General features: G+C 61.9%; 17 protein-coding genes and 1 riboswitch. Of the genes, 9 read left to right on the plus strand and 8 right to left on the minus strand.

Features of this window, described 5'->3' with window-relative positions; genetic code table 11:
• Nucleotides 1–16 precede the first annotated feature (16 nt).
• The 6 genes from LG30_RS0106010 (at nt 17) to LG30_RS0106035 (ending at nt 6,965) form a co-directional block, all read left to right on the plus strand.
• Nucleotides 17–934 (plus strand): DUF808 domain-containing protein, encoded by a 918-nt coding sequence (locus LG30_RS0106010; protein ID WP_033129815.1) that lies wholly within the window; start codon nt 17–19, stop codon nt 932–934.
• A gap of 199 nt (nt 935–1,133) precedes the next feature.
• Entirely contained in the window at nt 1,134–2,942 is a 1,809-nt protein-coding gene (locus tag LG30_RS0106015) for a M3 family oligoendopeptidase (RefSeq protein WP_033129816.1), read from the plus strand.
• Nucleotides 2,943–3,187: 245 nt separating this feature from the next.
• Nucleotides 3,188–3,727 carry an alpha/beta hydrolase YcfP gene (ycfP, locus tag LG30_RS0106020; RefSeq protein WP_033129817.1) on the plus strand — a complete coding sequence of 180 codons (540 nt, stop codon included), beginning with the start codon at nt 3,188–3,190 and terminating at the stop codon, nt 3,725–3,727.
• Nucleotides 3,728–3,801: 74 nt separating this feature from the next.
• Nucleotides 3,802–5,094 carry an NAD(P)/FAD-dependent oxidoreductase gene (locus tag LG30_RS0106025; RefSeq protein ID WP_033129818.1) on the plus strand — a complete coding sequence of 431 codons (1,293 nt, stop codon included), beginning with the start codon at nt 3,802–3,804 and terminating at the stop codon, nt 5,092–5,094.
• A 182-nt stretch (nt 5,095–5,276) separates the two neighbouring features.
• Complete coding sequence (locus tag LG30_RS0106030; RefSeq protein WP_033129819.1) at nt 5,277–5,594, plus strand: heavy metal-binding domain-containing protein; 318 nt, start codon at nt 5,277–5,279, stop codon at nt 5,592–5,594.
• Between the two features lie 360 nt (nt 5,595–5,954).
• Entirely contained in the window at nt 5,955–6,965 is a 1,011-nt protein-coding gene (locus LG30_RS0106035; protein WP_033129820.1) for a S66 family peptidase, read from the plus strand.
• A 129-nt stretch (nt 6,966–7,094) separates the two neighbouring features.
• Here LG30_RS0106035 and LG30_RS0106040 read toward each other — a convergent pair whose 3' ends face one another.
• Nucleotides 7,095–9,371: an LTA synthase family protein gene (locus tag LG30_RS0106040; protein WP_033129821.1), complete on the minus strand. Its 2,277-nt coding sequence runs from the start codon at nt 9,369–9,371 to the stop codon at nt 7,095–7,097.
• Nucleotides 9,372–9,624: 253 nt separating this feature from the next.
• Here LG30_RS0106040 and LG30_RS0106045 point away from each other — a divergent pair, with 253 nt between their 5' ends.
• Nucleotides 9,625–10,737 (plus strand): protein kinase family protein, encoded by a 1,113-nt coding sequence (locus tag LG30_RS0106045; protein ID WP_033129822.1) that lies wholly within the window; start codon nt 9,625–9,627, stop codon nt 10,735–10,737.
• Between the two features lie 83 nt (nt 10,738–10,820).
• Here LG30_RS0106045 and lysC read toward each other — a convergent pair whose 3' ends face one another.
• Entirely contained in the window at nt 10,821–12,173 is a 1,353-nt protein-coding gene (gene lysC, locus LG30_RS0106050; RefSeq protein ID WP_033129823.1) for a lysine-sensitive aspartokinase 3, read from the minus strand.
• Nucleotides 12,174–12,258: 85 nt separating this feature from the next.
• Nucleotides 12,259–12,480: riboswitch (Lysine riboswitch) on the minus strand.
• Nucleotides 12,481–12,613: 133 nt separating this feature from the next.
• Complete coding sequence (argA, locus tag LG30_RS0106055) at nt 12,614–13,942, minus strand: amino-acid N-acetyltransferase (protein WP_033129824.1); 1,329 nt, start codon at nt 13,940–13,942, stop codon at nt 12,614–12,616.
• 273 nt (nt 13,943–14,215) lie between these two features.
• Here argA and msrA point away from each other — a divergent pair, with 273 nt between their 5' ends.
• Nucleotides 14,216–14,848: a peptide-methionine (S)-S-oxide reductase MsrA gene (gene msrA / locus LG30_RS0106060; RefSeq protein ID WP_033129825.1), complete on the plus strand. Its 633-nt coding sequence runs from the start codon at nt 14,216–14,218 to the stop codon at nt 14,846–14,848.
• A 288-nt stretch (nt 14,849–15,136) separates the two neighbouring features.
• Here the strand turns inward: msrA and LG30_RS0106065 are convergent, their stop codons facing one another.
• Genes LG30_RS0106065 through LG30_RS0106075 form a run of 3 tightly spaced genes read right to left on the minus strand, consistent with a single transcriptional unit; the run spans nt 15,137 to nt 16,451 of the window.
• Nucleotides 15,137–15,472 carry a DUF3802 family protein gene (locus LG30_RS0106065; protein ID WP_033129826.1) on the minus strand — a complete coding sequence of 112 codons (336 nt, stop codon included), beginning with the start codon at nt 15,470–15,472 and terminating at the stop codon, nt 15,137–15,139.
• A 56-nt stretch (nt 15,473–15,528) separates the two neighbouring features.
• Complete coding sequence (locus tag LG30_RS0106070; RefSeq protein WP_033129827.1) at nt 15,529–16,086, minus strand: GNAT family N-acetyltransferase; 558 nt, start codon at nt 16,084–16,086, stop codon at nt 15,529–15,531.
• Complete coding sequence (locus LG30_RS0106075; RefSeq protein WP_033129828.1) at nt 16,083–16,451, minus strand: MmcQ/YjbR family DNA-binding protein; 369 nt, start codon at nt 16,449–16,451, stop codon at nt 16,083–16,085. The genes LG30_RS0106070 and LG30_RS0106075 overlap by 4 nt, the downstream gene beginning before the upstream one ends.
• 108 nt (nt 16,452–16,559) lie before the next feature.
• Here LG30_RS0106075 and LG30_RS0106080 point away from each other — a divergent pair, with 108 nt between their 5' ends.
• Entirely contained in the window at nt 16,560–17,348 is a 789-nt protein-coding gene (locus LG30_RS0106080; RefSeq protein ID WP_033129829.1) for an alpha/beta fold hydrolase, read from the plus strand.
• A gap of 300 nt (nt 17,349–17,648) precedes the next feature.
• On the opposite strand, the gene LG30_RS21365 is transcribed toward LG30_RS0106080, so the two are convergent.
• Nucleotides 17,649–18,188 (minus strand): YkgJ family cysteine cluster protein, encoded by a 540-nt coding sequence (locus tag LG30_RS21365; RefSeq protein ID WP_202963140.1) that lies wholly within the window; start codon nt 18,186–18,188, stop codon nt 17,649–17,651.
• A 484-nt stretch (nt 18,189–18,672) separates the two neighbouring features.
• On the minus strand, nt 18,673–19,576 hold a 904-nt coding region (locus LG30_RS0106085), incomplete at its 5' end, for a lipocalin-like domain-containing protein (RefSeq protein WP_033129832.1).

Raw genomic sequence — 19,576 nt, forward strand, 5'->3', positions numbered from 1 at the left:
ATGAGGAATGCTTGATATGGCCGGAACCAGTCTGTTGGCCCTGCTCGATGATATTGCCAGCGTGCTCGATGACGTGGCGCTGATGACCAAGACGGCGGCCAAGAAGACCGCCGGGGTGCTGGGGGACGATCTGGCCCTCAACGCTGAGCAGGTCTCCGGGGTGCGCGCCGAGCGGGAGCTGCCGGTGGTGTGGGCGGTGGCCAAGGGGTCCTTTCGCAACAAGCTGATCCTGGTGCCGGCCGCCATCGCCATCAGCGTGCTGGTGCCCTGGCTCATCACCCCCCTGCTGATGCTGGGGGGCGCCTACCTCTGCTTCGAGGGGGCGGAGAAGCTGGCCCACAAGTTTCTGCCCCACGGCGACGAAGCGTCGGGGCAGGGGGCGGAGCCCGTGCCGGACGATCTGCTGGCCTATGAGCAGCAGAAGATAAAGGGGGCCATTCGCACCGACTTCATCCTCTCCGCCGAGATCATCGTCATCGCGCTTGGCACCGTACAGGGCACCAGTCTCTCCCTGCAGATCTCGGTGGTGGCGGGCATCGCCCTGCTGATGACGGTGGGGGTCTATGGCCTGGTGGGGCTCATCGTCAAGCTGGATGACATCGGCCTGCACCTGCTGAAGAAGCCGGACGCCGGCGTCCTGCGCCGCCTGCTGGGGCGCGGCCTGCTGGTGACGGCCCCCCGCCTGATGCACCTGCTGGCGCTGGTCGGCACCATCGCCATGTTCATGGTCGGTGGCGGCATTCTGGTCCATGGCTGGCCCTTGCTGCATCACCTTATTGAAGGGGTTGCTGCCAGCCTTGCCCCCCTGGCTGGCGTGGGCGCCGTGCTGGCCGCCGTGACGCCGACCCTGCTCAACGCGCTGGCAGGCGTGGTGGCGGGCATGGTGCTGGTGCTGGCCATGACCCTGGTGAGCCGACTCAAGCCCGCCAAGTAGCGCGGACCCGCCGACAGGGGTCGTCGTTGCCCCTCGCCGGATCGGCCCGTTGAGCCGCATGGGGGCTAGGCAAGCGCCGGCCCCCTTCGTACTATCCTGCGGGTATCGAGGCGCAGCCATCCCCTGATACCCCTTATCCGTGGCCCCGGCGCCACCCCCCATTTCATCCGGGCCAGGCCCTTCTGATAACGAGCGTTCGATGCAACAACCTCTCTACCCACAGCAGTGGCAAAATCAGCATATCTATCCCTCCCTCGACAGCGCCATGCTGGAGGCGGACATGAGCCTGGCCCGGGCCAGCCTCGAGGAGCTGACCGGCTTCATCAATGGGCTAGGGGCGGTGCGCGAGCAGGCCGATGCCCTGCAGGATTTCCTGCGCGAGGTGCGCCTGCGCGCCCAGCGCATCCGCAACATCGGCTGGAACATCGCCGTGCTGGCGGCCTCGCAGGGCAGTCAGGATGCCCGGGATCCGCTGGCCAAGCAGCTGGCCTCCCGTGCCCGCGCCCTCAATGCGGACCTGTTCAAGGCCCTGGCGCCGGTAGAGGATCTGATGCTGGGGCTGCCTGAATCCGAATTCGAGCGGCTGATGCAGGATCCGCTGCTGGGGGAGGAGGATTACCGCCTGCGCCACGAGCGCCGGCTGCAGGATCAGCGCCTGCCGGTGGAGGCCGAGCAGCTGGTGATTGGCCTGGGTACCGATGGCCTGCACGCCTGGGGCAACCTCTACAACGATCTGGTGGGCAAGATCCGCCTGCACATCGATGGGCGGGAGAGGGGGCTGGCCGAGGCGAGCAACCTGCTGTCCAGTCCGGAGAGAGCCCTGCGCCGGGAGGCCTTCGATGCCATCAGCGCCGGCTGGGAAGGGGAGCAGGAGACGGTGGCCGCCATCCTCAATGCCCTCAACGGCTGGCGCCTCGAGCTGGCCCGCCAGCGCGGCAAGGTGCGTCAGCTTGATGCGCTGGATCTCTCCTGTCACCAGAGCCATATAGAGCGCGCCACCCTGGACACCATGATGGCCGAGACCTATAGAGCCCGCGGCCTGGGCCAGCGCGCCCTGGCACTGATGGCCGGCAAACTCGGCATCGACGAGCTGGGGCCGGAGGACCTGTTCGCGCCGCCCCCGGCCTCGGTCAGCCGGACCATAACGTTCGAGGAGGCCATCGACATCATAGCCGCGGCCTTCACCCGCTTCGATCCCGAGATGGGGGCGTTCGCCCGCATGATGGCCGAGCGCGGCTGGATAGACGCGGCGCCGACCCCGAACCGGCGCACCGGTGCCTACTGCACCAAGTTTGCCGAGCCGGTGGAGCCGCGGGTCTTCATCACCTATGCCGGCACCATGGACAACGTCATCACGCTCGCCCACGAGCTGGGCCACGCCTGGCACAACTGGCTGATCCGCGATCTGCCCATGAGCCAGCGCGGCTACCCCATGACCCTGGCGGAGACCGCCTCCATCTTCGCCGAGACCCTGGTGCGCAGCGCCCTGTTCGAGCAGGCCCAGAACCCCGAGCAGCGCCAGGCCATCGCCTGGGCCGAGGCAGATGGCGCCGCCACCTTCCTGGTCAACATCCCGGCCCGCTTCGAGTTCGAGCTGGCGCTGGTGGCCGAGCGCGAGCAGGGCTATGTCCCGGCGGCGCGGCTCAAGAGCCTGACCGATGAGGCCTGGGGCCGCTGGTACGAGGGGAGCCTGGCGCGCTATCACCCCATGTTCTGGGCCGCCAAGGCGCATTTTTCCATCGCCGGCTTCGGGTTCTACAACTACCCCTACCTGTTTGGCTACCTGTTCAGTCTCGGGGTCTACCACCAGCTGATGAGCCGCCAGGCGCAGGGGGAGGCGAACGTGGCCCAGGCGTACCGCGCCCTGCTGCGCGACACCGGCCGCATGAGCGCCGAGGATCTGGTGGCCAAGCACCTGGGGCAGGACATCCGTGAGGCGGCCTTCTGGCAGGGCAGCCTGGCGCTGGTGGCCGAGGCGGTGGATCGCTTCGAGCAGACCCAGGGCTGAGGCCTGGGCCCTCTCGCCAGCTGACAAGATCCCGCCGAGAGGCGGGGTTTTTCTCTCGTCAGGCCCACCGGGCAGCGGCGCAATCGGGTCGATTTGTCCGCGAGTGACCACAACCCCCGGATGAAATGCGTTTTCAGGTGGTTGGGGGCGTGATCCAAAGCAAGAAAGTGCGATGTTTTGGTGGCGCCTCGGCCGTTCGCTGGGGTAGTTTCGATAGAACCGTCACAGTTTCTGAGGTCTTATCCATGATCATCTATCTGCATGGCTTCGATGCCACCAGCCCCGGCAACCATGAAAAAGTGCTGCAGTTGCAGTTTATCGATGATGATGTGCGTTTCGTACACTACAGCACGGTTCACCCCCGCCATGACATGAGCCACCTGCTCAAGGAAGTGAAGAAGCAGCTCGACATGAGCACGGATCCCAAGCCGCTGATCTGCGGCGTGGGGCTCGGCGGCTACTGGAGCGAGCGGATCGGCTTCCTGTGTGGCATCAAGCAGGTGATCTTCAATCCCAATCTCGACCCGGCGATCAACATGCAGGGGCGGATAGACAGGCCGGAAGAGTACGACGACATAGGCACCAAGTGTGTAACCGAGTTTCGTAATAAAAATTCAGGGAACTGCCTGTGCATCCTTTCCGTCCAGGATGAAATCCGCGATAATCGTGAGACTGAACGTGAGCTGAAAAATTATTACGACATCGTGTGGGACGATCGCGAGACCCATAAATTCAAGAACATCTCGCATCACCTGCAGCGGATGAAGGCCTTCAAGGAAGCCTGAGCCATCACGTCGACCGTTTTCGTTTCAGGGAGCCGGTGGCTCCCTTTCGTTTTGAGGAACCAAGGGAAATTATCATGATGAATATTGTCGTTGTCGGTGGCGGCGCCGGCGGTCTGGAGCTGGCGACCAGCCTGGGTCGCAAGCTGGGCAAGAAGAACAAGGCCAAGGTGACCTTGGTCGATCGTAACCGCACCCACCTGTGGAAACCCCTGCTGCACGAAGTGGCCACCGGCTCCATGGATGCGGGCATCGATGCCCTGAGCTACCAGTCCCATGCCAAGAACCACGGCTTCGACTTCCAGCTGGGCAGCCTGACCGACATCAAGCGCGACGAGAAACGCATCGTGCTGGCGCCGATCCACGACGATAACGGCGAGCTGGTGGTGCATGAGCGAGAACTGGCCTACGACATCCTGGTGATGGCCATCGGCTCCGTCTCCAACGACTTCAACACCAAGGGCATCAAGGATCACTGCATCTTCCTGGACAGCCCGTCCCAGGCGCACCGCTTCTACAACAGCATGATGAACCGCTTCCTGCAGTTCGCCACCGAATACCAGCCGGGTGACAAGGTGAAGATCGCCATCGTCGGCGGCGGCGCCACCGGGGTCGAGCTCTCCGCCGAGCTCTACAACGCCGTGGAGCAGCTCTATGCCTACGGCTTCAAGAACCTCACCACCGACAGCCTCAAGGTGACACTGGTGGAAGCGGGCCCCCGCATCCTGCCGGCGCTGCCGGAGCGCATCAGCGGCGCCGCTCACCAGGAGCTGGTCAAGCTCGGGGTGGACGTGCGTACCGCCACCATGATCACCGAAGCCACCGGCGAGGGGCTGCACACCAAGGATGGGGAGCTTATCGAAGCGGACCTGATGGTGTGGGCCGCCGGCATCAAGGCGCCGGACTTCATGAAGGAAATTGCGGGGCTCGAGACCAACCGCATCAACCAGCTGGTGGTGAAAGAGACCCTGCAGACCACCCGTGACGAGAACATCTTCGTCATCGGCGACTGCGCTGCCTGCCCGCAGCCGGATGGCAAGTTCGTGCCGCCGCGCGCCCAGTCCGCCCACCAGATGGCGAGCCAGGCGTTCAAGAACATCCTGGCCAAGATGAACGGTGGCGAGCTGAAGCCCTACCTCTATCACGATCACGGCTCCCTGGTCTCCCTGAGCCGCTTCTCCACCGTGGGCAGCCTGATGGGCAACCTGATGCGTGGCTCCATGATGGTGGAAGGTTACCTCGCGCGCATGGTCTACATCTCCCTCTACCGGATGCACCAGGTCGCCCTGCACGGCTACATCAAGACTGGCCTCATCATGCTGGTGGGCCGCATCAACCGGGTGCTGCGCCCGAGCATGAAGCTGCACTAAGCCGGCGTCTGATAGCCAGGTGACAGAAGGAGAGGCCTAGCCTCTCCTTTTTTATGGCCGCGATCTGGAGCCCGAGAGGCGCCGAGAGGCCTTATCGAGCGACTGGCTATTAGCGGTGGGGGTATGTTGCCGGCCGCGGCTTTGGGGTAGTCTGGAACCCATTATCTCAGCTGGAGTTTATGATGATCCTCTCAACGACCCCCACCCTGGAAGGCAAGGCCATTCGTGAATACCGCGGCATAGTGGTGGGCGAAGCCATCCTCGGCGCCAACATCTTCAAGGATCTGTTCGCCGGCATCCGCGACATCATAGGTGGCCGCTCCGGTGCCTACGAGAAAGAGCTGGCCCGGGCCCGCGAGATCGCCTTCGATGAGCTCAAAGAGCGCGCGCAGGCACTGGGTGCCAACGCCGTGGTCGGCATCGACATCGACTACGAGGTGGTGGGGCAAAATGGCAGCATGCTGATGGTCAGCATCAGCGGCACCGCCGTGGTGATCTGACCGCCTCGCCGCCAGCAAGCGGCAAAGCGCAGTCCCGAAAGCCGATCCCAGGATCGGCTTTTTCATGACGTTGGATTCTGGACCGCGCGATGAGGGGCTTGGACATCGACGGCCGAGCCTCAAGAAGAGGGCCCCACGGCTCTCCCGGGGCCTGGGGAGGCGCTTATCCACCGCTCCCGCACCGATTTTCTGTTCATTTCCAATGAACAAGTGCCATTCATCGTTCTATTTTTCTAAACAAAAATTAGCATCATCGGCCCTGTCTGGCCCCTTGTTGGGGCGCCAGCGGATGGCTTAGGATGAGACTCGACATCGGGCCCTCAGGCTCGGTAGCAAGGTGTTAGCACAGGGGCCTTATCCATGACGCTGCTCAAGCCCGCCGGGCTCAAACCCGGCGATACCATAGGTTTCTTCTCTCCCTCCAGCGCGGCCACCGCCTGGGCGCCGAACCGCTTCGCCCGCGCCAAGGCGTATCTGGCGGCGCAGGGCTTCGAACTCAAGGCGGGCAGCCTGACCGGTGAGCGGGATCACTGGCGCTCCGGCTCCATCGCGGGGCGGGCCGCCGAGCTCAATGCCCTCATCCGGGATCCAGATGTGCGTTGCATCATGTCGATCATCGGCGGCAGCAACTCCAACTCCCTGCTGCCCTATCTCGACTACGAGGCGCTTAGAAGAGACCCCAAGATCCTCATCGGCTACTCGGATGTGACCGCCTTGCTGCTCGGCATCCATGCCCAGACCGGCCTGGTAACCTTCTACGGTCCGGCGCTGGTGGCCTCCTTTGGCGAGTTGCCACCGCTGGTGGATCAGACTCTGGCCACTTTCACCGAGATCTGCCTCGCCGGGGAGCGAACCTTGCCCCATCGCTTGCCAACCCCGACGCAATGGACCGAGGAGCGGCTGGATTGGGAGCAGCAGACCCGCGCCAAGCTGTGCCAACGGAACCGGCTTGTCTCGGTGGGCAGCGGCCGGGTGCGGGGCAGGCTGATCGGCGGCAACCTCAACACCCTGGCGGGGATCTGGGGCTCCCCCTATATGCCGGCGATCGAAACGGGGGACATTCTGTTGCTGGAAGATAGCCTCATGTCGGCGGAGACGGTGGAGCGCTCCTTCGCCCACCTCAAGCTGTGCGGGGTATTCGAGCGCGTCGGTGGCCTCATTCTCGGCAAGCACGAGCTGTTCAATGATCAGGGCAGCGGCAAGCGGCCGCTCGACATCCTGCTGGAGGTGGTGGGGGAGCCCGGCTTCCCCATACTGGCGGAGTTCGACTGCGCCCACACTCACCCCATGCTGACGGTGCCGCTCGGCATCGAAGCCGAGCTGGATCTGGATGCCCAGCGCCTGAGCCTGTGCGAGCCCTGGTGGCGCTAACGAGGACTTGCCAGAAACAAAAAGAGGCCGCGAATGCGGCCTCTTTGCTTTCACCCCGGGCATGATCAGGGCAGGGCATCGGCCCTGAAGGTGTTGCGAGGATCTGCGGACCTCGTCTCTCAATCGAACTCAGGGCAATGCATCGGCTCGGAAACTGGCCCGGATCTGCGGCACCAGGGGCGAGGGATCGAAGCCTTTCTCCTCTCCCAGCACCGGGTGGAGCAGGGCCAGATCCGGGATGGGGGCGAGATCCCCGGCCAGCAGCGCTCGGGTGGCCTGACCCATCTGGTAGAGCTGGCGCACCGGAGCGAACTGGCGCTCGAGGTCGATCCCGCCATCGTTGCGGGTGAAGGCCATCATGGGGATCTGGTAGGCGGCATCGCGGGGCGGCTTGGCGCCGTGAATGTCCTTGCCCGCCGACATCAGGAAGGGCTGGTGATCGCCGAAGGCCACCACCAGGTAGCGTTTATCGGAGGCATCGAGGCTCCTGAGCAGCCGCTCCAGGGAGGCCATGGCATCCACCACCCCGGTGTAGTAGGTGTTGAGCAACTGCCGGTCGGCCTCACTCTGATCCGGGCAGGCCTTGTCCATCTGCTGGGCCTGATAGCGATCCCCGTCGAAGGGGCCGTGGCCCTGCATGGTGACCGCGTAGGCAAAGAGCGGCTGGCTGTCTTGCTCGCTGCGCTTGAGCAGGTGAGAGATCAGGGCATCGTCCGAGATGTAGAGCCCCTTGTGCTCGAGGCTGGTGAAGCGGGTATCGAACCAGCGCTCCTCATACCCCAGCGCCGGTATGGCCTTGGCACGGCCCCAGAACTTCTCCACATAGGGGTGAGCGAACAGGGTCTTGTAGCCGCTCTGCTTCGCGCTGTTCGCGAGCCCCGGTACCTTGTCCGACAGGTAGTAGTAGGGCACCACCCCCTGCTTGAGCAGGCCCACCGGCAGGCCGGTGTTCATCTCGAACTCCGCCAGCACCGTCATGCCGCCGGTGGTGGGGGAGTGGATGGTCTTTTGCCAATGCTGCACCCCGACGGGCAGGTTCAGGGTGGGAGCGGGGGCGCAGATCTTGCCTTGCCAGTCGAGCCAGAGCGACTCGTATTGCAGCACGATCACCAGATCGAAACGGGGAGACGGGCGCTGGGCCGACTGGACGGGATCTCGGTGGCCGAGCTCAGGGGTGCGCTCGTTGATCTGCAAGGGATAGCGGAAGACGTTGCCGCTTTGCAGCATCTCGTCCACCAGGCTGAACAGGTAGAGGCCGGGGCCGGAACGGATGATGTCGCGGTGATAATTCACCGCCCTGTCCACATAGCGCACGTTGGCCCCCAGCAGCTTGTTGCCGGTCTGGGTGGCGAACACGCAGAGCGCGAAGAAGGCGGCGGTGGCGGCGGCAGTGCGCAGTACCCAGCGGGACAGGGCGAAGCGCCAGCACACAAACAGCAGCCCCAGCACGGCGAGCACCGGCAACACCGGGTGCTGATCGAGCAGTATGTGTACCAGCGCCAGCAGGTTGCCGAGATCGTCGCCCCCAAGGGGCACCCCGTAGATGGCGATCTTCATGAAGTTGGCGAGCAGGCCTATGCCGGACAGGGCAGTGAATACCAGCCCCATGTAGAGGTTGAAGCCCGCCAGGGCGCACAGGCTCCAGCCTAGCACCATGCTGCCCCAGGCCAGGTAATAGTGCTCGGTACGAAAATCGGACCAGAGCAGAAACTCCCCCAGTTTGAACACCACGAAGCCGTGCAGCAGCACGAAGGTGAGGTTGCCGAGCAGCAGGCTGCCAAGGACCCGGGCGCCATAGCTCTGGCGCAGCCTGGGCATCAGTACCCTGAGCGCGGCGGCGCTCGCCAGCAGCACCAGCAGCAGGCTGACCATCAGATAGGTCAGATTGAAGCCGCGCTCCGGCAGGGTCTGCAGGATCTGGCTGTACTCGGCGCTCTCCGGTCTGTCTTTGAGCAGCAGGCCGATGCGCAGCTGGTAGCGGCTGTCCAGGGCATCATCCGGCGCCCTGAGCGTGCTGTTGAGATCCAGGGTGCAGCGCTCCTTGCGGCATTTTTGCCGCTTCTCCACCGCCTGGCTCAGCTGATCGATGCGAACGCCCTTGTCGTTGAGCAGCTCGACCCGCACCTTGTCCCCCGCCTGCAATGGCTTGAGCAGCTGCCACTGGCTGCGCACCACCAGATAGAGACCACGGCTGTCACTCTTGTAGAGCAGACTGTGACGCTTGAGGGTGGCGAGCGGCTGATCGGCAGGCCCCAGGATCAGCGGCTCTGCACGCCCGAGCCAGCTGCCGGGGTTGAGCACCGGCAGGGCCAGGGTCAGCAGCAGCAGGGCGGCCAGCAGGCCAAACAGCAACCTGGCCAGAGGCGATGAGGGGGGAGAGCTGCGAGCCAAGAGGGGGGCATTCATAAAAAGCTCATCCTTGGAGCGGGTGGGATCGCGCGGGCGACTGTATCTATTTTGACCCGATGGTGCTGGGCTTGTTCCTCGATGTCAATTCAATGACGACGGGATGAATATTGTGTGACGGCCGCGACGTGCAAATTGTGATCCCGATCCTGCGGGCACATTCATTCTGTGATGAAAGCGGCATCATGACGCTTTGCCGCTGGTCTGCCGCCACCTTGCTGCTTAGTCTCTCAATATGGACGGAGGTACATGTATGAATCCCAAGGTTGCGGCACGTCAGGCAAGGTTGCTCCAGATGCTGGAGAACAAAGAGGAGATCCGGATCGGGCGCGAGCGCGATTGCCCCCTGCCGCTTGCGCAATTGCTCAGGCTGGCCGAGGGGCACCCCGATGTGATCAAGGTCTATGGTCACGGGCTCACCGCCGAGGTGTTCCACCTCAAGGTGGAAGACCATCACTGGTGCCTGAAGCGGCGTCGGCAGGAGTCCCTGGTAGCCAATGTCGATGGCCAGACCGCCTTCCTCACCGAGCTGGAGCGGCGCCGTGAGATCGAGAGCCTGCGTGAACTGCACCCCACCATCCTCTCCAACGTGGTCTGTACCAGCTTCGGCTCGGCCCGGGCCGGGGTGCTGGTTTCCCCCTGGCTCAGAGGAGATCCGGTACACAGCCTCAATGAGCGCAACCTGGCGCAGATGCTGGCCATCGAGGCCGAGCTTGCCCACTGGGGCTGGTTTGACTGGGATCCGAGCCCGGGCAACCTGCTCGACGACGGTCAGCAGATCTCGGTGTTCGACTTTGGCTACATGTGGCCCTTCGCTCCCCGCCACGAATTCAACTCCAACGGCCTGTCCGACCCGGAATTTCACGTGCCTGAGCGGCTGGAGACCCGCACCCTGTCCGGTCTCTGGCTGGATGAGGCCGATCCCATGCCACAGTTTCGCCACTGGCGCGAGCTGTGCCTGGCCTGGGCCAAATCCGAGCTGCAATACCTGAACCGGGAGGGGGCCAGCGCCGCCGTGCTGGCGCGGCTGCAAGGGCTGGTGGGAGAGTGGAGCGCGGCGCTGGCGAGCGACGAGGCGCTCGCCGCCAACTGGTGGCGCGACATGTATCGCAGCCATCGGCTCGACATCCTGGACGATCTCAGCGGCAAGAGCTGCGGCCCGCTCACCCTGCGTCGCCTCGACTGGCTGGAGATGGCGGTGGGGGAACACTTCCCCGCCTTGGTCGACAATCTGGGACCCGACGAGGCCGGGCTCGGCCAGACCGGGCTCTTGCAAAAGCTCGCCGGCCTGCGCGAGCAGATCCGCGCCTACCAGTTGCCGCCATCCACTCGGGTCGCATCGGGGGCGGGTCACGCCACCGCCTAGCCGGGCTTGCGGTGTCAAAATTTGCGGAGTCAAAAAAAGAGGGGCCAAGGCCCCTCTTTCTCATGACGGCTCGCTAACTATGGCTAGTCGAGCAACTCCTGATGGAGGCGGTTGACGATGTGACCAGCCTCGCCCTCTTTCACCAGGAAGCAGAGGTTGTGGGCGCTGGCGCCATAGCAGATCATGCGGATGTTGTGCTCGCGGATGGCATCGAACACCTGGCTGCCGACCCCGACGGCCTCGCTCATCCGGTTGCCGATGAGCGCCACCAGCGCGAAGCCGGTCTCCACTTCCACCTTGCACAGCTGGCCGAGCTCCGCCAGCACCTTGTCGCTGAGGATGGGCTCGCCGTTGCTCTGGCTGCCGGTGTGATCCAGGGTCAGCGACACGCTCACCTCGGAGGTGGTGATGAGATCCACCGAGATGCGGTGGCGGGCCAGGATACCGAACACCTCGGCCAGGAAGCCGTAGGCGTGGAACATGTTGAGGCTGTGCAGGGTGACCAGCACCTGCTGGCGGCGCAGGGCCACGGCCCGGAACAGCGGGTTGGTGCTGGTGCTGGCGCGGATCCAGGTGCCACCGGCGGCCGGATCCTTGGCGGAGCCGACGAACACCGGGATGTCCTGGCGCAGGGCCGGTTGCAGGGTGGCCGGGTGCAGCACCTTGGCGCCGAAGGTGGCCATCTCGGCCGCCTCCACAAAGCTGATTTCGGGGATGGGGCGGGCCCGGGTGACCAGGCGTGGATCCGTGGTGTAGATACCGGGCACGTCGGTCCAGATCTCGATGCTGGCCGCATCCAGCGCCTCGGCCAGCAGGGCCGCGCTGTAGTCGGAGCCACCGCGCCCCAGGGTGGTGGTGCGGCCATCGGCATCGGCGCCGATGAAACCCTGGGTGATGATGAGGCTGTCGCCGAGCACCGGGCCTATCTTGCTCTGACAGAGCGTGCGGGTGGCGGCCAAGTCAACGCTCGCCTTGCCAAAGCGGCTGTCGGTGCGCATCAGTTGGCGCACATCCTGCCACTGGGCCTTGATCCCGCGCTGGTGCAGGAGCTCGGTGAACAGGCGAGTGGACATCAGCTCGCCACAGGCGATGAGCCTGTCCGCCAGCTCCGCATCCGTGTGCTGGCTGGCCTGGCGGGCCATGGTGCGGATCTCGCCGAGCTGGGCGTGGATGAGGACGCTGACCTCGCCTGGGTTGCCGAGGGCAGTCAGGATGGCCTGCTGGATCCCGGCCAGCTTGGCGAGCTGGGCGTCCTGGCCCGCCTCGTCGAGTTCACCCTGGGCCAAGCTCACCAACAGGTTGGTGACACCGGCGCTGGCGCTCAGCACCACCACCCGGGTCGCCGGATTGGCCAGCACCACGTCGGCGCAATGGTTCATGGCCGCGGCATCGGCGACACTGGTTCCGCCAAATTTGGCGACGTTGATCGGGCTCATTGCATACTCCAGTCTTAAGGTGAAAAGCCAGTTTTATCAGGCAAAAGAGAGGAGGAGGCTGAAATGGCAGGAAAGCGCGAGGATCCCGGCCAGAAGCACTCCACCCGCGGTGCCCATCCCACAAGAATCCAACTGGATGCCTGTGGGATGCACACGACCGATGACAACCCGGGGGATTCAGCCCCCGCAGCCGACGTGGCGGTGTCCAGTGACCTGCCTCGTCTCGGCGCTGCTCCCCCTGACCCAAGCTCATCGGACTCTGGCGTCCTCCCTTGGGCTGCCTGGGCAGCGCTCCTCTTCTGGTGCCACCTTGGAAGGTGGCATGCATGTAGAAATACCCTGCACTGGATTGCACTGTCAACCGAGTTAATAAAAAAATCAACAATTGGTCAGAACCCGGCACAAGATCAATTAGTTACAAGCGAGGCTTGTACAAAGTGTTACAGGATAGTCCTGGACAGTACCTTGGAGCGGCGCTGCCAGTTGTAGAGCCGCTGCCGCTCGACCGGCAAGTCCTCCACCTCCAGTGGCTCGAAGCCCCGCTCCCGGAACCAGTGAATGGAGCGGGTGGTAAGCACGAACAAGCGGCGGATCCCGAGCCGTTTGGCCCGCTCGGCTACCTTGGCGACCAGTTGATCCCCCCGGTTGGAGTTGCGGTACTCGGGATGGATGGCGACGCAGGCCATCTCCGCCATCGCCTCCTCCATGAAGCAGTAGAGGGCGGCGCAGCCGATGATGAGGCCGTCGCGCTCTATGATGGTGAACTTGTCGATCTCCATCTCCAGCTGCTCGCGGGAGCGACGCACCAGTATGCCTTCCTCCTCCAGCGGGCGGATGAGATCCAGGATGCCGCCGATGTCTTCGATGGTGGCGGCCCGCGCCCGCTCGGCGCTTTCGCGCACTATCTGGGTGCCGAGGCCATCGCGGCTGAACAGCTCCTGCAGCATGGCACCGTCATCCTGGTAGCTCACCAGGTGGGAGCGGGGCACGCCGCCGCGGCAGGAGGCGATGGCGGCGCGCAGGTAGCGGGCGGTGCCGGACATCTCCTCGCCAGCCTGCTCCAGCTCCACCAGGAGTTCTTCGGCCTGCTCGGGGAAAAGCTCGGAGATGGCCTCACCGTGGCTGTCCATGACCCCCTGGGTGCTGCTGAAACAGATGAGTTTGTCGGCTTTGAGATCCACCGCCACCCGCCGTGCCACCTCTTCCGAGCTCAGGTTGAAGCTCTCGCCGGTGACCGAGCAGCCGATGGGGGAGATGAGCACCAGCCCCTGCTGATCCAGCTGGCGGCCTATCCCCTCCACGTCGATGCGGCGCACCCGGCCGCTGTGGCAGTAGTCGATGCCATCTTCCACCCCGAGGGGCTGGGCGGTGACGAAGTTGCCGCTCACCACGCTGATGCGCGCCCCTTGCATGGGGGTGTTGGCCAGCCCCATGGAGAGCTGGGCAGTGATGTCGTACTGCAGGCCGCCACACACCTGTTTGATGAGGGCGAAGCTCTCGTCATCGGTGACTCTGATCCGCCTGTGGTATTGCGCCTCAATACCGGCGCGGGCCAGCGCTTCGTCATTTTGCGGGCGCGAGCCGAACACCAGCACCAGACGAATGCCGAGGGTCTGCAGCAGGGCGATGTCGCTGACGATGTTGGCAAAATTGGGGTGGCAGATGGCTTCCCCGCCCATCATCAGCACGAAGGTGGCCCCCCGATGCACGTTGACATAGGGGGTAGACTGCCGAAAGGCATAGACCAGGCTGGGTTCGCGTTCACGCACTTGAGATTTCTTCCATAAAAAAACAGCAATTCGCCCAATATATGAAAATAAATTCACAAATCAAGACTAAATATTGGTTTCTCGGATTTGTTGCCTCCTTTTTATCCGGCCGGGGCGCCGAGGAGTCCTTGCGAAGGGGCCAAGTCCAGCGGGGATCGGCTTAACCCTCGTGTGGCCGCGCTCCCGGTTGATCCGCCCCGATAACCTGTTATCTTCGATATTCCTTTTCGTCAGTCGCGGCGATACGCGCGTTTTTATACAAGGACAGGGCAGATGGAGCAGATTATTTCACCGGCAGAGGCGCTGCCGGGTCGTCGGGAGGCGCTGGTGATAGGCCAGCAACATGCGGTGAATGGTCACCCGACCCAGGGCCCCTGGCCCGAGGGAATGGAGCTTGCCTGGTTTGGCATGGGCTGCTTCTGGGGCGTGGAGCGCCTGTTCTGGCAACAGCCCGGCGTCTATTCCACCGCCGCCGGCTATCAGGGTGGCCTGACCCCCAACCCCACCTACAAGGAGGTGTGCAGCGGCCTGACCGGTCATGCGGAGACGGTGCAGGTGGTGTTCGATCCCAAGGTCATCAGCTACGGGGATCTGCTCAAGCTGTTCTGGGAGCAGCACGATCCGGCCCAGGGCATGCGCCAGGGCGGTGACATCGGCACTCAGTACCGCTCGGTGATCTTCTATGGGGACGACAGCCAGGAGGCCATCGCCCAGCAGAGCCAGGCCGCCTACCAGCAGGCGATGATGGCGAGCGGTGACGCTCGCACCATCAGCACCCGCATCCTGCCGCTGGCGCCCTTCTATTACGCCGAGGATTATCATCAGCAATATCTGGAGAAGAATCCGGAAGGTTACTGCGGCCTGGGCGGGATCGGGGTCTGTCTGCCACCCAGCCTGAACCGCTGAAGGTGGCAAAAAAGAGCGTTGAATGACGCTCTTTTCATCAGATTGAAAAAAATCTTTAAAAAATCTGTCATGGCCGGGAACTTAACAGAACTTCGGTTGACTAACCCGGTAACTACCATGGATGGTAGCCAAGACCAGACACATTTCTTGCCTCGATATTCATTCAACTTAGACAAGCGCGATGAATTGAAAATGATAGCAAGCAGGGCTGCCCGATGAGGCGGCCCTTTTCATTTGGCGTGGTGCTAGGGTGGGAATGTGCGGGAGAGGGCGTCTTAAGCGCGCGGCCTAGCCGATGGTGCTGTCGAACAGGTTCTTGATGAGATCGATGAATTCATTGAGGAAGTCCTGCTGTGGCGGGGTCGGCGCGCGCAGCCAGACGGCGGAGAGCACCTCTTCCAGATCGGCCACCACGGCGTCGGCTTCCTGCATGATCATGAAGCGTACCTTGGGATCGAGCTGGGGGTTCTGCTCGCAGATGGCCATCAGGTTGTCGGCCACCCGACCGCTCACCAGATCCTCGATGGTCTGGTTGCCCGTGCCCTGCTGCTGGCTCTCGAACAGTCCCAGACTCTCGACCAGATACTCTACCAGCGCGATATAACCTTCGCTCTCTACCACCATGATGGCTGCCTTCATTGATTGCTATGGGAAAATTGGGGGTATTTTAGTGGCTGGCCCTAGCTTGGCAAGCGGCAGTGGAGGCGGTGGCGGATAAAACTGACCCCGCCGCGCTCCACGGTTTCCAATCCGGCCAGCTCGAAGCCGTGGCGCAGAAACAGCGGATGGCTAAAGGCGCTGGCTTCCGTGGTGAGGGTGCGCAGGCCGAGTCGACGGGCAGCCTGCAGCGCGGTCTCGAGCAGGCGGCTGCCGAGCCCCTGGCGCTGATAGTCCGGGCTCACATAGAGCAGGCTGAGGTGGCCGTTATCACTTAAGGTGACAAAGCCAAGGGGTCTGGCTTGCTCCGCATCCAGTCCCGTCATCTGTACTTCGTCTTTTTCCTCCGCCAGTTCAATCACCCAGCCGTGGTGTTCCCGCAGCTGGCTGGCAAGGCCGGGATGGCGGGCGCCCTGGGCCCACTGTTCGACCTGCGCCGGGCTGTAGTGCTCGGGGCCGAGGCGGCGCACCGATTGCTCGAACAGGGCGAGCAGGGCCGGGATATGGCACTCATCCAGGGGAACGACGCGATAGCGGTCGGGGGAGTGCGGGGCAGGAGAGTCAGACATGGAAGGGCTCATGGTGTGGAATGGGCGGTCGGCGCTTGGGGCCGCTTGGCTTTGGGCAAGCCCGCCACCACGCGCTGGTAGGAGTGTTCAATCCAGCCCTGCCAGAGCGCGGCGTCGAGGCTCTCGCCTAGCGTGACCGTATTCCAGTGCTGCTTGTTCATGTGCCAGCCGGGTTTCACTTCGGGGTGGATCTCCCGCAGCAGCAGCGCCAGCTCAGGCTCGCATTTGAGGTTGATGGTCAGCGGCTCGGCCTGCCAATTCACCAGGGCGAACATCTTGCCAGCGATGCGATAGACCAGGATCTCCGGGCCGAACGGCGTATCTTCGGTGGCGCCGGGCTGGCTCAGCAGAAATTCACGTAACTGGACAAGGCTCATACAGGACTCCATGCTGGTCCGATGATAAGTGGCAGCATATTCAGCGGGGGGCCCCTTCTGTTAATATGCCAGCCGAGTATATCCCCCAACCCCCAGAGAGCCCATAAGATGTTGTACCACAAGACCTTTGAGCTGGGCCCCGAGCGGGATTGGGTGGTGTTCGTGCACGGCGCCGGCGGCAGCTCCTCCATCTGGTTCAAGCAACTGCGCGCCTATCGGGAGCACTTCAACGTGCTGCTGCTGGACTTGCGCGGCCATGGCCAGTCCAACCAGCTGCAGCAGGTGGTCAAGGGTCACTACAGCTTCAAGGCCGTGACCGAAGACATACTGCGGCTGCTCGATCACCTGCGCATTCCCCGTGCCCATTTTGTCGGCATATCCTTGGGCACCATCCTCATTCGCCATCTGGCAGAGCTCTGCCCGGAGCGGGTCAAGAGCATGGTGCTCGGTGGCGCCATACTGCGGCTCGACATCCGCTCCCAGACGCTGGTGCAGCTCGGCCGGGTCGGCCAGCATATCCTGCCCTACATGTGGCTCTACCGGCTGTTCGCCTTCATCATCATGCCGCGCCAGCACCATCAAGAGTCTCGCAACCTCTTCGTACGCGAGGCCAGAAAGCTCTGCCAGAAGGAGTTCAAACGCTGGTTCCGCCTCGCCACCGAGGTCAACCCATTGATGCGCTACTTCAAGGAGCGCGCCCTGCCGATCCCGACGCTTTATCTGATGGGGGAGGAGGATCATATGTTTATCGCCCCGGTGCGCGAGCAGGTCGCCCGCGATCCCTACAGCCAGCTCGCCATCATCGAAAACTGCGGCCACGTCTGCAACGTGGAGCAGCCGGAGCACTTTAACCGCCAGTCGTTGGCGTTTATCTCCAACCAGATGGCGGCGGTCTAAGCCATTCAATAGATAAGGTTTGGCGTAGGTTGGGTTGAGCGAAGCGAAACCCAACGCGGAAATATTATTTTCATCTCATTAGACGTCGGTTTGGAGTATTTAGAGTAGGTTCGATTAGCGAAGCGTAATCGAACGGACGGGGAGGGAATGTCTTTTTGAAGGCAGAAATAATTTCTAACCATGTTTAGATATTTACATAGCGGTCTCCCTTGGTTTTAAAACCAAGGGGTGTTTCGCGAACGTCCGATTTTGCTGCGCTAATCGAACCTACGGCCTTCCTAAATATACTATTTAGATGTGTCAATCATTGCAAAGAGGTTTAATGGAGTCTGTTTTTTGGTTTGACGCAAAGTTTACAAGTTGGATCATGGTAATTTTTGTCGCAAAAAGGTCTCGACTTAACACTTGCTTTTTAAGAGGTTCGTTTACTTGAATCATAGATGCACAAAAACCTTTTTTAGTTGGAACTGATATAAAGGCTGGTAGATTATTAGCGACCGCTCCACCGATTAGTCTTAACGCCAATTCAGAACTTAGTACTTCTGCCGCATCGCGTATAGGTTGGAAAACTAAACCTCCACTTTCATCAAAGCGTAAAATTATACCAGAACGGTCAGGACGCCATTCATCTCCAAGATTCGCCATATATCGCCAGGCACAATACCAAGTACGACAAACCGAAGGTCTTTCATTATAAATCCCACAGCCCCCACTTTGCACTAAATGTGGGCATGGTTCATCAGCTAATTTTTTAAGGCTATCTTGCTCTATTCTCAAATCGATACAACAAGCAGAACAGCCCCCACAGGCCCGGTTTTCAACTAAACGAGATGCATTCATCATCCTTTCCTATATATCTAAGAATACTAATGTAGAAACAATGCTTTTCCTTATACCATCTCAACCTGCAAGTGTCATTTGGAAAAATGCCCTGTTAAATTAAAGCTAGAGGCGAATCAACCTAATGTCGGATAGATGAAAAAACTTCCACTATATAATCATGGAACTCACTAGATGAGATGTTGTATGCAATAACAATTTTATTAAGTGGCACTCTGCATTGCTCTTTTCCCTCTAGCAATCAGGATAGTCACCGCATGGGATGATTGCTCCCAGAGCGACATATTTAACTGATGCTAGTATGGCTGTTCCATAGGCTCTCCTGAGAGGTACGTGCAGAGGAATCCTATGAGAAGATATCAATCATGCGTGACTCTGTTGAGAGAAATATTATCTAAATCTTAGAATTTAAATGATTTTTTGATGGTGATCCGATTTTAAGCCAGTGAACAGCTGGTCGGAACCATCGTCGAGGCCCTGTGCATCAATATCCCGTCATCTCCAGATAGCCGACGCCGCTGGCGTCCCCAGACACAGATACAGCCCCCTCCCAATAGTCGAAGCGGCCGGTCATGGCCTGATCCGGCTGACGGGCCTTAATGAGAAGGTTCAAATCGGCGGCCTTAAGTTGCCACTCGATGGGATAGGGCTGGCCCTTGGGGCCACGCCAGGTCTTGCCGGGGTTGAGGGTGATGGATTCCGGGGAGAGCACCCGACTGCTGCCATCGCGTTCGATCAATATGCCGTAACGGTTCTCCGGTTCGGGGCGGCCTTCTTTGGTGCGAAGGCGAAACAGCATCAGCTCGCGGCCATCGGCAAGTTGCAGTGAGAACCAGTCCCAGCCCGCCTGCCAATCCGCCAGCACCGAGCTGCTCCACTCGTGATCGAACCAGCCCTGGCCGCTCACCTTGCGGGTCTCCCCATCCAGGGTCAAAGTGCCGGTGAGCATCAAACGGGGGAAGGAGTAGTAAAACGAGGCGTTGCCCGGGCTCTTCTCGCTGTAACCAGCCTTGCCTTGCAGCACGGCGGGTTTGCGATTGCTTACCTCAAGCGACAGCTGGCCGATGGCGCTATCGACGTTGAGGTGCGCCGGGAAGAGCGCAGTACCCTCGGATTTGAGTGCCCACTCCCTTAGCCAATACTCGCCCTCGCTGGCGCCCGCCAAGCCCGGCCCCTGGCGGCTGGTGCGCTCGTCCTGCAGATGCTTGCTGGTGGCCAAATCCGTGATGGCGAACTGCGCCAGCCAGAGCTGGGGAGTCAGCCAGGGATTGGTTGAGGCGATCTGCTGATTGGCGATGCCTTGCCGGCTCACTCCTTGACGAAAAAGCGTCCACTGCAACCCGTACTCGCGCCCCTGCTCATCTTTGAGGTGGCGTTGTTTCCCAAAT

This window comes from Aeromonas aquatica (assembly GCF_000764655.1).
GTDB classification, from domain to species: domain Bacteria; phylum Pseudomonadota; class Gammaproteobacteria; order Enterobacterales; family Aeromonadaceae; genus Aeromonas; species Aeromonas aquatica.